This window comes from Thermogemmata fonticola, from assembly GCF_013694095.1.
Taxonomy (GTDB): Bacteria; Planctomycetota; Planctomycetia; order Gemmatales; family Gemmataceae; genus Thermogemmata; species Thermogemmata fonticola.
The window spans coordinates 397,464-409,571 of record NZ_JACEFB010000001.1 but is presented as its reverse complement, the minus strand read 5'-3'; the positions used below and the strand labels follow the sequence as shown (position 1 = coordinate 409,571).

Annotated in this window: 11 protein-coding genes; 5 read left to right on the top strand and 6 right to left on the bottom strand. The window is 57.1% G+C overall.

Annotated features, from left to right (window positions below; genetic code table 11):
* The first annotated feature begins 211 nt into the window (after positions 1 to 211).
* The 5 genes from H0921_RS01440 to H0921_RS17720 all read left to right on the top strand — a co-directional run bounded on the left by H0921_RS01440 (position 212) and on the right by H0921_RS17720 (position 7,334).
* Positions 212 to 721, top strand: coding sequence for a PTS sugar transporter subunit IIA (locus tag H0921_RS01440; protein WP_194536237.1), 510 nt, complete (start codon positions 212 to 214; stop codon positions 719 to 721).
* 205 nt (positions 722 to 926) lie between these two features.
* Positions 927 to 1,304 (top strand): HPr family phosphocarrier protein, encoded by a 378-nt coding sequence (locus H0921_RS01435; protein ID WP_194536236.1) that lies wholly within the window; start codon positions 927 to 929, stop codon positions 1,302 to 1,304.
* Positions 1,305 to 1,336: 32 nt separating this feature from the next.
* Positions 1,337 to 3,109, top strand: a complete 1,773-nt coding sequence (gene ptsP / locus H0921_RS01430) for a phosphoenolpyruvate--protein phosphotransferase (protein ID WP_194536235.1) — start codon at positions 1,337 to 1,339, stop codon at positions 3,107 to 3,109.
* A gap of 291 nt (positions 3,110 to 3,400) precedes the next feature.
* Positions 3,401 to 4,255: a TIGR03936 family radical SAM-associated protein gene (locus H0921_RS01425; protein WP_228498939.1), complete on the top strand. Its 855-nt coding sequence runs from the start codon at positions 3,401 to 3,403 to the stop codon at positions 4,253 to 4,255.
* A gap of 58 nt (positions 4,256 to 4,313) precedes the next feature.
* Entirely contained in the window at positions 4,314 to 7,334 is a 3,021-nt protein-coding gene (locus H0921_RS17720; protein WP_228498889.1) for an Rne/Rng family ribonuclease, read from the top strand.
* Positions 7,335 to 7,566: 232 nt separating this feature from the next.
* Here the strand turns inward: H0921_RS17720 and H0921_RS01410 are convergent, their stop codons facing one another.
* From H0921_RS01410 to H0921_RS01385, 6 genes are all read right to left on the bottom strand, one after another.
* Positions 7,567 to 7,926 (bottom strand): hypothetical protein, encoded by a 360-nt coding sequence (locus H0921_RS01410; RefSeq protein WP_194536233.1) that lies wholly within the window; start codon positions 7,924 to 7,926, stop codon positions 7,567 to 7,569.
* 112 nt (positions 7,927 to 8,038) lie between these two features.
* Positions 8,039 to 9,307 carry a TIGR02996 domain-containing protein gene (locus H0921_RS01405; RefSeq protein WP_194536232.1) on the bottom strand — a complete coding sequence of 423 codons (1,269 nt, stop codon included), beginning with the start codon at positions 9,305 to 9,307 and terminating at the stop codon, positions 8,039 to 8,041.
* A gap of 104 nt (positions 9,308 to 9,411) precedes the next feature.
* Positions 9,412 to 10,446 carry a phenylalanine--tRNA ligase subunit alpha gene (gene pheS / locus H0921_RS01400; protein ID WP_194536231.1) on the bottom strand — a complete coding sequence of 345 codons (1,035 nt, stop codon included), beginning with the start codon at positions 10,444 to 10,446 and terminating at the stop codon, positions 9,412 to 9,414.
* A gap of 91 nt (positions 10,447 to 10,537) precedes the next feature.
* Positions 10,538 to 10,918: a 50S ribosomal protein L20 gene (gene rplT / locus H0921_RS01395; protein WP_194536230.1), complete on the bottom strand. Its 381-nt coding sequence runs from the start codon at positions 10,916 to 10,918 to the stop codon at positions 10,538 to 10,540.
* A gap of 133 nt (positions 10,919 to 11,051) precedes the next feature.
* The gene (locus H0921_RS01390) at positions 11,052 to 11,258 is read right to left on the bottom strand and encodes a large ribosomal subunit protein bL35 (RefSeq protein ID WP_194536229.1); all 207 of its coding nucleotides are present in this window, start codon (positions 11,256 to 11,258) and stop codon (positions 11,052 to 11,054) included.
* Positions 11,259 to 11,647: 389 nt separating this feature from the next.
* The gene (locus H0921_RS01385; protein WP_194536228.1) at positions 11,648 to 12,055 is read right to left on the bottom strand and encodes a response regulator; all 408 of its coding nucleotides are present in this window, start codon (positions 12,053 to 12,055) and stop codon (positions 11,648 to 11,650) included.
* Positions 12,056 to 12,108: the final 53 nt, after the last annotated feature.

Below are 12,108 nucleotides of genomic sequence, written 5' to 3'. Positions count from 1 at the left end.
TCATTCAGGAATGCATCATGATGAGAGATGGACAGAATGGAGGGAGATTCCTGCTGCAAACTTGCAGCAGATGGGTTAGATATGGAAGTGAAGTCAGAAATAGTCACAGCGGTGGTATTCGATACCCCAGGCAATGGTCTTGCCAGCGAGTGCCGGGCGGCTTGGGGGTTGGCATGACAACAGCGGTACTCGTCACGAGGAGTGTATCCCAATGCGACTGACGAGTTTCCTCGTGCGCGAGGCAATAGTGCCGGAACTATCGGTACGAGCCAACGGGGTGGATCCAAGCAACCCGCAACAAGTTTTAGATGTCAAAACGCGGGTGATCCGGGAGATGGTCGAGGCTCTGCACGCTGCGGGCCATTTCCGCAAGGACGAGCTAGAAGACATTGTCAAGGCTGTCATTCGCCGCGAACAGTTGGGTACCACAGGGATAGGACAGGGGATAGCTATACCCCATTCGCGCCACCCTTCGGTTCACGAATTGGTGGGGACGCTGGGATTGTCCCCCGGTGGTTTGCCCTTTGAGAGTCTGGACAATGAACCGGTGTATGTGGTTTTCCTGCTCGTCTCGCCCCAAGAACGACCTGGCGACCACTTGCGCGCCTTGGAGGCGATAGTCAGAACTATGCGCGACCCGGAGTTTGTCAAGCGGCTGCGGGGCTGCAAGACACGCGAGGAAATCTGGAATCTCCTGGAATCTACAGCGCCTGGATGGTAAATGATGGATGGTTGGTTTCCATACTGGGAGTTGGACGAAACCACGAGTTAGGGAAAGGAGAATCGGAGTCAACGACCAAGTGGATTGTGATGAACAATTGGGCCGAAAGTGCCTCATTCCGTGGGAGGCAGAAAAGCGACCCAGCGAACATAGGAGGATGGAGAGGCTGCCTGCATGCGGGGAAAGCCTCCCGGCGGAGCGGAACATGAACGGTGGAGGCAGCAACAACGGAAATGGAGCACCGAATACCCTTCCGACGAAGGACGGGCCGGTTGTTCCCCCCTCCGCAGCCGATCCTTCCACGGGACCGATCCGCCGAGTGGTGCGTATCACCAACCCTTTGGGTTTGCATCACCGGGCAGCCGACCGCTTCTCCCGTGCGGCCCGGCGCTTTCCTTGCCGTGTTACGGTGCACAATGGAGAATTGGCGGCCGATGGCAAAAATATCTGGGATTTGTTGGGGTTGGTTGTCCTCCCGGATCAGGAAGTCATCCTAGAAACGGAAGGTCCAGATGCACACCGCGCCCTCGAAGAATTGGCCGCGATTTTAGGTGCCCCAAACGGCGAAGATTACACCATCTGAAGAACCTTACCCTCATCTCGGACTTGCCGCGAATGGAACTGCGTTACTACGGTATTCCGGTCTCCCCTGGTGTGGCGATTGGACCGGCCTTGGTGATCGACACGGAAGGGATTCGTATCACCCACCGGACAGTCATTCCCGAACAGGTTCCGCAAGAAATTGCTCGCCTCCGACAGGCGTTGGATCAGGCCGTGGCAGATGCCCGCGACAATCGCCAGAGAATTACAGCCCTCCATGGTCCGGCTCTGGGCAATATCTTTGCCGCCCATGAATCCGCCTTGGCAGACCCAGCGATCCGAACCCAAATCGAGCAGTTGATCCGGGAACATAACTACTCGGCGGAATACGCAGTCAGTCGTTTGATCCGGGATTACGTCAAGAAGCTCGAGGATGCAGCCCAACGAGTCCCGGAACACGCCCGAGCGGAGGTTTTGCGGCGAGCTGCGGAATTCATCGATTTGGAAAAGCAAGTCCTCGTCCACTTGTTGGGCAAGGACTCGGAACCGCTTCAAGAACTCAGCGAGCCGGTGATCGTTCTGGCCACGGACTTGATGCCTTCGGATACCGCGGACTTTACTCCCCGCACAGTGCTGGCTTTCGCCACCGAAAAAGGCGGGAATACCAGCCATACTGCTATCTTGGCCGGCGCCCTGGAAATCCCTGCGATTGTGGGGATCGGCAAGTTTCTGACGCAAGTTTCTGGAGGCGAAACAGTTATCGTGGATGGCGACCAGGGAGTCCTCATCATCAATCCGGACGAATCCACCCTGGCCTATTATGAGGAAAAACGGGCGGCACTGCTCTCACGGGCTGACCGGTACCTTCTGTTACGAGATAAGCCCGCCGTTACTCTTGACGGTGTGCCCATCCGCTTGCTGGGAAACATCGAATTAGCCCATGAAGCTCAGCACTGCTTGGACCGCGGGGCAGAGGGGGTTGGACTGTACCGGACTGAGTTTCTCTACTTGAACAAGACCGCAGATCCCACAGAAGAGGAGCACTATGAGGCGTATCGGGCGGTGATTCTCACCTTGGGGGCGGACAAACCGGTCGTTATCCGAACCTTGGACTTGGGAGCCGACAAGTTTTCGAGCTTATCCTCCTCCGTCGCGGAGGAAAAAAACCCCTTTTTAGGGTTGCGCAGCATCCGGCTGTGCTTGCAGCGGCTTGACCTGTTCAAAACGCAATTGCGAGCCATACTTCGAGCGGCTACCTTAGGCGATGTGCGGATCATGTTTCCCATGATCAGCACGGTGGAGGAGTTGCGTCAATGCCGGACCCTGCTCAATGAAGTCAAGGAGGATCTGCTCGAAGAGCAAGTCCCCTTCAAAGCGGACTTGCCAATTGGTACAATGATTGAGGTTCCATCTGCTGCGATACTGGCTGACCTGTTGGCTCGGGAAGTTCATTTCTTCTCGATTGGTACCAACGACTTGGTGCAGTACACTCTGGCGGCGGATCGGAACAATCAGCAGGTAGCCAACCTCTACAATCCGGCGGACCCGGCGGTTTTGCGCTTGATCCGCCAGGTTGTTGAGGTAGGGAAACGGAAAGAGATAGAGGTGAATGTCTGTGGGGAAATGAGCGGTGAACCGCTCTACGTCCCCTTGCTGGTGGGCTTGGGTTTACGCCAATTGAGTGCCACGCCCCGGAAAATCCCAGAAATCAAACGGGTGATCCGGCAACTTCGAACCGATGAAGCCGAACAGATGGCCCAAGTGGCAATGCAATTGGAAACAGCCCGCCAGATTAACGGGTATTTACGCGAACAATTACGCCGTATCCTCCCCGGCGAGGCGGAATAACCAGAGACGACGGCGCGCCTGCAGAACCCCCGCCTCGTCTCGAATGTCCGGCTCTTTGCGGGTTGAGACGATGAGGCCTCAGCGTTGAATCTGCCAGGATGCTGATTTCTAAGATCGGGCACCCATCGGCACGCCGCCTTCGTTCAACTCGGATCACCTCACCGGAGGAGGAGGCACAGGAGGGGCTAAGCAGTCTGTATTGACCGGTGGAGCCGGCCGTCCCGGAAGCATTATTGCCTCCAAGTACCGTGCTCCAGCAACCGTCAATGCGGAACTGCTGCCGTGCTGCCGATGCCGGCCGACAAAATCCGTTGCCGTTTTGCCAAAACCGGCTTTCTGCGGCTGCTGTCGCACCACGACCTTATGCGCTGCCTGGAGCGCATGCTGCGGCGCGCCGAGCTGCCAATCAAAACCACCGCCGGTTTCCGTCCAGGACCACGTATCGTTTATCCTTTACCACTTCCTTTGGGAATTGTTGGCTGGAATGAGGTCGTCGAGATGGAATTCCTCCGGGAGCTAGAACCGGAGGAGGTCTTGATCGCTCTTAATGCGCAAGCCCCGGATGGACTGCGTTTCCTCTCGGCTCGACCGGTTCCTGCACAGACGACCGCACGGGTCCGGCGCGTGGTGTATCGTCTTCCTGTGCCCAAGGATCGTCTCGGATCGCTGGGCATTCTCTTGGATGAACTACTCCGTCAGCAGCAGATTTGGATGGCGCGGCTACGCCCTACGCCGAAGTATCTCAACATTCGCCCCTATCTCCGGCGTTTGAGTGTCGATCCAGTGTCTCAATTCACACCTGGGGCATCGATTCCGGCAGATGCTCACACAGGTCCTGTGGATGGGAGTCACGCTGTGTTGCACATGGATGTTTGGGTCACTCAAGATGGCACCGTGCGGGCGGAGGAAATCGTGCGCTTATTGCAACTAGCAGATTGGCTTGATCAAGGTGCCATTCTGGAACGCACCCTCGTCGAGCTTCACGATGAAATCCCAACCGCGTCTGCTGACGATCAGCCCCCCGATCAGCCTGCGGAGTGCCGGCCGTTGGAACCGGAGACACTGGCAGCAATGCTCCGAGCGGAACGCTGCAAGTCTCGCTATGGCGTGCCCGAACAGCGAGTAGAAGAATCCGTGGTGGAATAATACACGTATTCCGGATACTGTTGTATTCCTTGACCTCTAACCTCATGAAGTGTGTGCCATGAAGAAGAAAGAGATGCTCATCAATGTGTTGCAACCCGAAGAATGCCGCATCGCCATCGTGGAGGACGGCATTCTGGAGGAATTGTACATCGAACGAGCCAGTCAAGAAAGTTATGTAGGGAACATCTACAAAGGACGCATTGTCAACATTGAACCCAGCATACAGGCGGCCTTTGTGGACTTCGGCATCGGCCGCAACGGGTTTCTGCATGTCTCTGACGTGGATCCCGCATACTACAAACACCTGCTGACAAAAGAGCAGTGGGAGGAATACGAGCGTGCCTTGCTGATGGAGCAAGAGGAACCGAGTGCCAGCTCCCGGCGTGGCAGCCGCCGCGGGCGCGGAGAACGAGAAGGCCGCGAAATGCCTCCGCGCCTCTCTTCTCGGGAAGCTGCGCCAATACGAACCCCATCCTCGATCCCCCCCGCGGAGATTTCTCCTGCCCCTGCCTTGGGCAGCGAAGAAGACTATGAAGAGGAGGAATTCGCCGCCGGCATCATCGAGGACCTGCCCGACAACTCGGAGCAAGTTCCGCCCTCTGCAGCTCCCGCCACGGCAGAGGACGTCAGCCTCCCATCTCCGCCGGAGGATAAAGGCTACACTCCGGACTTGGAGGACGAAGAATTCGCTGCCGGCATCGACGATGTGGTCCCTAGCGAACCTCCTCAATCCGCGATAGGCTTAGCTCTCCAGCATGAAGAGCTTGGCTCGGATGCGAGCGAACCGTCCGACACTCGCGCCGATGTACCTTCTCCGCCCGTGCCTCAAGGTGGGATGATCGCTACGTCGGCCGAGTTGTCCGAAGAGGAAGAGTTCTCGGCAGGGCTTTGGGAGGAGGGGGAAACGGCTCCCTCGGTTTCTCCTGAGAATTCTTCTGTTGAAGCCGCTCCAAGCGATTCCGGTGTGGAGCGCAGGCCGCCAGGTGAGGTGGAGCTGCCGGAGGGCGGAGAGACGTTTATTGTCGAGGAAAAAAAGACGGCCTCTACGGAGGAACAGCTTCCTCCTTCGGCTGCAAATGCTCCTTCTCCAACCGCTTCTGGAGCATCGAATACCCCTAATACGGGCCTCGATATGCCCGCGGTGGAGAGCGGTAAACCAAAGCGTCGAAGGGGCGGCCGCAATGCCACATCTCCGGAAACGGCCACCTCTGCCACGACAGGGGGAACAGAGGAAACGCCATCAGACTCCTCCGCAAAACCACGGGTGCGGCGGACACGGCGCAAGAGCAAAGACGCTTCAGATCCGGCCGCTTCGCAGGATATGCCGGCTCCGCCCTCAGCGAGTGAGGAGGACAAGCCGCGTTACATGGAAGGAGCAGAGCATCGGACGGTTCCAACAGATGACGATGATATCCTACCTTTCTACGAGGGGATTGAAGGGTTCGACCCCCAAGCTCCCAACGATCGCTTTGTTCCTTCGGACAAGTCTGAGAAAGGATTGGAGGAGGTCACGGAGGAAGCCGTAGGTGGTACCGAATGGCTGCCCACCGAACCAGAGCCGGCGGAACAAGCGGAAGAAGAGGCACGGGCACTGGCGCGTGAACAATGGGAGGAAGTTCCCAGCGCCGTCCCAGCAAGCGAGGAGGGGTACCGTCAGCGGAGTGGTCGTGGACCAGGGCGGGGTGGGGAGCGGCGCTCGTCTCGCAGTAACGGAGGGGCAACGCAGCGCAGCGGCCGAGATCGCGGCCTACCCAAGCCGAAAATCGAGCAAATTTTCAAACGTGGACAGGAGGTGATCGTCCAAGTCATCAAGGAGGCCGTTGGAACCAAGGGACCTACTTTGAGCACTTACATCAGCATTGCCGGTCGATACCTCGTGTTGATGCCGAGTCTGAATCGAGTGGGGGTGTCGCGCAAAATCGAGGACCCGGAAGCCCGCCGCCGCCTGCGCAACATGATGCATGCCCTCAATCCACCTAAGGGTGTTGGCTTCATCGTTCGCACCGCTGCTGTTGATCGCGATATCTCGGAGTTGCGCAGCGATCTAATCTACCTGCTGCGACTGTGGCAAGTCGTGGTCCGGCGCATCAAACGAGTCGCTGCACCAGTAGAAATCTACCGCGAATCGGACATGATCACGCGCACCATTCGTGACATTTTCACGAGCGACATTGACACGATCTGGGTGGATGAACCGAACGCCTTCGCTCATGCCAGCGAGTTCCTCCAGATCGTTATGCCCAAGTTTGCAAACCGTATCCGTTACTATGACAGCACGGAGCCACTCTTCCACCGCTACGGCCTCGAAGAAGAAATCGCCAAAATCTACCAAAAACGCATCGATCTGCCGTTGGGAGGCTCGATTGTCATTGAACAGACAGAGGCCCTGGTAGCCATCGATGTTAATAGCGGCAATTTCCGCGCTGAGAACAACAATGCGGAAGAGACCGCCTTCCAGATGAACTTGCAAGCTGCCAAGGAGATCGCGCGCCAACTCCGCTTGCGGGATTTAGGAGGGGTGATTGTCAACGACTTCATTGACATGCGCAATGAAGTCCACCGCCGGAAAGTGGAGGAGGCCCTGCGGGAGGCCTTGAAGCGCGACCGCGCTCGCACAAAAATCCTCCGCATCTCCCAATTCGGCATCATTGAAATGACCCGCCAGCGGATTCGCCCCAGCATCAAACGCAGTCTCTTTGCCGACTGCCCCTACTGTAACGGCAATGGCTATGTGAAAACGACGGAAACTGTAGCCATCGAAGCTATGCGGCTCTTACAACTGGCGGCCCACCGTGCGCCGGCCGTGGCTACTGTGCAACTGACCGTCCAACTTGACGTTGCTCACTATCTGCTCAACAAGCGGCGCAAGGAGATCTCTGCGTTGGAAGACCGTGCTAAGATCGCCATTCAGATCACGGGTCAGCCGCATGTCTCGCCGGACACTCTGGTCATCCGTTGTTTCGATCACAATGGCAATGAGACGCCGTTGCAGACAAAAACGCCAAAGCTCTCTGGCGGACGCATTCCCAATGGCCTCAACCGACCGAAGGAACGACGCCAACTTCCAGCACCGGATTAATGCCTCCCATTACGGTGGCTGTCCGGTACCCGCGGGCGCTAGAAAAACAAGCTGGATTGCAAGCCCGAATGGAAGGCTGGAATGGGCGCCAGCTACGATCGTAAGAACGGGGGCAACCGCCTGCCCACTTGCAAGTGCCCTCTGCTCCTTGATGGACTCGGTAGTGCAAATAGCGGTTGCCCGCCTCGGAACAACGTGGCACCACAGCGGTCATGAATGCCGAGGAAAAGAGTTACTGGCTCTGTTTCCATTCCTGGATTGGCTCCTGTTGGGGAGGGCGACGGAGGACGGGACGCAGGAGGAAAGGGCCGTTACAATCTGCGCCAATCCACCAAGTCCCGATGATGCAGCCCTCGCCATCCGGCTGGCCCCGGTAAACAACATCATGTTTGCCCAAATAGTGTTTGACAATCTTCACTTGCCCGCTGGAAGGGTCCCACTCTCCGCGCATGGTGAACAATCCCACAATGTCGTAACCGCGGCCCACCACTTCCCCATTCGCTTGAAAATGCAACTCGAACTCTTGCATGGGCTGGCGCCCGAATGGCCTCTGTTCCCAAAATCCCTCCCAGCGCCCGGATGGGTACAACATAGCTGCTTTCCCCTCAACGGAAATCACGGCAAAAATCCTCCGTCGTATCATCCATCATATCCGCAACTCATGCACCAAGCCCTCCGATCCCCCTCAAGTCTATTCAGACCGCTCATGTCAGGATGAGTGAGCCACGGAACTTACGCCGGAGTTGCCGACACCGCCGTGCGGAAAGATGCGCTCCTGTGAGCACCAGGGCTGCTAATGAAGCCGGAGGTAGACATTGTCGCCGACACAGCGGAGATACGGTATCCTCTACGTTGTCCCGTAGGTCCAATTCCACCAATTGGGCCCAGAATCGAAATCGCCACAGGGGAACTGCGTCCAGCACTCGAAAACAGTGACGCATTCGGAGAGATTGAAGCTTTTCGAGCAGTGAATGCTGAAGAAAAGCCAAGAAGTCCATCGTCAGGAAAGTGTTCTGGCTGATGTCAAGCAAGGCGAGGGGTCGGCTGACAGGGGAATTGGGAATCTCATCCGACTGCCTGGTTCCTTCCATCGGTGATACTCCGCTGGCAATGCGTTCCAGTTTCAGGACTTGTAATGAGGGAGGCCAATGAGCTAGCAGCACGCTCATCGCCGCGCTGCCGAGAGGATTCCGGCTCAAGTCCAGGGATTCCACTGTCTGCAGGGCAGGCAAACTCAAGAGTTGTCGCAGATGGTGAAATTGCAGGCCCACATTATCCAGCGTCAGTGCTTGAAGAGGGGGAGCTAGAGCTAGGACGTCGAGAAGATAAGGAACATAGGCCGGATCACCAACATGAAAGTGCAGTTCCGTGATCTGGCGTCCTATTGGAGATTGCAGAAACTCTTCGAGGGCCACAGTCAATCCCGCTCCACTGGAGCGCAGGAAGCGGAGCGAGCGGAGTCGGTTGGCCTGAGAAGTGGTGCGAATGGCACGGAGGGGATCGATGGGGTTGCAGTCCAGGATGAGTGAACGCACGCCAGCCAACAAGGGAGAGGCTGCCCAACGGCGCAATTGGTCGTAGGTCCAGGCGGCGCCTAAGCGAAGTTCCTCGATGGGTGCCCGTTGCCAGAGCCGAGCTTCGACTTCTTCCCACATCGCCAAGCTGGGCAAGCTGAGACAGCCGGCCAATCCCCGTCGCCAGGGATTCTTGCCCCAGACAGCGGGAGTCCCGGTCAAGTCTGGCAGGTGACGGCGGAATGGGGAAGTATGTTCCCGCCCGTGAAAATGCCATCGGGTGAGAATGTTCGTGCGGTGCCAAGGGGGAAGTCGGCTCGAAGCAATCTGTTGCCGGATGAAGGCCGCGTAAGCGCTCTCGCCGTTCTCTTCCCAGTGGTCGGCATAAATGAGCCGCGGCACGTCATCGTCCGGATGGGCACAAATTGCAGCCAAGAGTAGTTCCGCCTCGCGTTTCATGGAGGCTGTGCCGCTTGGGTCAGAAACTGAGCGTTGGGTGAAGTTCCCGCTCAGATTATAGCGGTGTTGGTCGGTAGCAGCAGTGGCTAGGAGAACGACTACGGTCAGAATTGCTGCAAGAAGCGCAAATCATTCTGCCAAAAGAGGCGGATGTCATCGATAGCGTGCTGGAGCATGAACATTCTCTGTGGTCCCATACCAAAAGCGAAGCCTGTGACCCGGCGCGGGTCGTATCCACCGGCTTCCAGGACGCGGGGGTGGACCATGCCTGCTCCCATGATTTCCAGCCAGCCGGTCCCTTTTGTCAGCCGATCCCGATTAGGATCGTCGGCAGGCCAGTCGATGTCCACCTCAATACTGGGTTCCGTGAATGGGAAGTAACTCCCGCGGATACGCACCTGGCGCTGAGGGCCGAAAAGTTGGCGGGCAAAGGCGGTGATCGTCCCTTTCAAATCAGCAAAGGTGACGCCTTCGCCTACAACCAACCCCTCCACCTGGAAGAATTGGATCTCGCTTCGCGGACTAATGGCCTCATTACGGTAACACATACCGGGTAGGATGGCGCGGATTGGCCGACCGGCGGCAGCTCGCATCACATGGATTTGGCCGGGGCTAGTATGCGTCCGGAGCAGTACTCCGGGTATAGTGGTGAAAAAAGTGTCCCACATATCACGGGCCGGATGATGGGGAGGCATGTTCAGGTAATCGAAGTTGAAGGCTTCCGTTTCCACCTCCCGGCTGCGGAATATCTGAAAGCCCATTCCGGCGAAAATCGCACAAATCCGGCGGAGTATCTGCGTCGCGGGATGCAGCCGTCCGCGGCGTCTCAATCGTCCAGGAAGAGTAATGTCGAGCGCTTGTTGGGTGAGTTCGCGTTCCAAAGCATGCTCACGAATCTGCGCGGCCGCTTGCTCATAAGCCACTTGCAGCGCCTCTTTGATTCGGTTCGCCTCGGCGCCATAGACTGGCTTCTGATCACGGGGCAAACTACCCAGCCGGCTCAGAGCATTTTTGATCCGTCCTTTATCACCCAGGTATCGAGTGTGCCAAGTCCGTAAAGTTGTCTCTTCTGCACACTCGGCGAGTTCCTGCAATGCTTGGGCTTCCAATTCCCGGAGTTCATCCAAGGGTGCGGTCATGGCAGCAAACCTGATCAGTCGTGCCGGTGATATTCCAGATCACAAGGGAAAAGAAAGACGATGCAGGCAGTGCCATCCTAGGCGGCATCCATCAAGAGGATGGAGTGGCAGCCGTGGTCGATAATTGCATCCGTGCCATTTGGACCAATTGGTCGAAGACGTCAGGGTCACGGACCGCCAGATCGGCGAGAGATTTGCGATCCAAAGCGACATTGGCCAACTGGAGACCGTGCATGAACTCGCTGTAGCGCAAGCCGCGCTGGCGACAGGCGGCGTTGATACGGACAATCCACAAGCGGCGGAACTCTCGCTTGCGGACCTTGCGATCGCGGAAAGCATAGACCCGCGCCCTAATCAGGGTGATATGGGCCTGTTTGTAGAGATTGTGGCGGGCTTGTCGATAACCCTGGGTTAGATGCCGCAGGCGTTTACGCCGCCGGGACTTTGGAGCCTTACTACGTGCGCGTACCATCGGAAACCCCCCGTCGCAATGGATCCAATGTTAGTGATTATCCTCGTGTTGAGCTGGCGGTTCTGACCGCGTAGGGTCCGCAAAAATGGTGTGAACCCTGATGAGACAACCGCCAAATCTACCTTTGGTTTTGTTACAACTCCCCTAGGACCATTTTGTATTTCTTCTGGACGGAAGGCCGACCCGCGATGATTCCCGGACGACGCAGGCGGCGCATCCGCTTGGAGGGGATATGAGCATTGAGGTGCCGCCGATTGGTTTTGGCATACTTGAGCTTGCCGTGAGCCGTGACTTTCAATCGCTTTTTGACGCTCTTATTCGTCTTGTTCTTACTAGGCATGGCTTTTCACTCCACGGGCTGAGGGGCGGTCATAAACCGTCTTAGTTCCCTCCGGACCCACACTACGTGTTCCCCGATCATTCCGTAGCTGCGGTCGCATCGTTGCTACTCGCGGCACAACATCTTTACCCTTAGGGCTCGTAGCGCGGAGTTGGCTGTTTTCGTTCCTTACCCAAGGGTGGACATTTCAACTTCAACTCCGTCCCGCATGTCTTTGCATCGGGGAACTCAGCGGGGAATAACATTGTAAAAAGCCTGGGGGGAAGTGGAAAGCCCCCGCCACGTTTCAAACTTGTGGAGGAATACGGGAGGCTATCAAGGGAATGAGCCACACAGAGCCGAGAGTGTTGTTTTCTAGCTTCAAGAGGCAAGTGTACTTGGGGAGTGTCTCATTTCGGATTTGTGGGATCAAGCCATTCTTGGAGGTGGGGATCGAGTGCAGCCACAAAGCGGCTGCGGGGTAAAACAAGATGGCAGCCCGCCCGGCGAGCAGATTCCAGCCGCTCGCCATCGACATGAGAACCAAAGGCCACGCAATAGGGCGGGGAAGGACAGAGGGATGAAAGTTCCAAGAGCAATTGGGCGAGTGCCAACTGCGAATGATGCAGGTCGAGTAAGACGGCGGTGGGAGGCCGCTGCCGTGCCCAAGTTAGAAGGGTGGCCGGGTCGCGGGCCCAGAGAAGGGAGCAGCCCTGCATGCGGGCTGTTGCCAGGACACGGCTGGCAAAGAGCAAATCATCACAGAGTAAAATCCCGTGACCGCGTACCCATGATTCAGGTTGGGTGTCTGTGGACATCGCCGGAGGCTCACTGCAAAAGTACCCGTTTGATCTTTCAGCAGAAGTTCCAA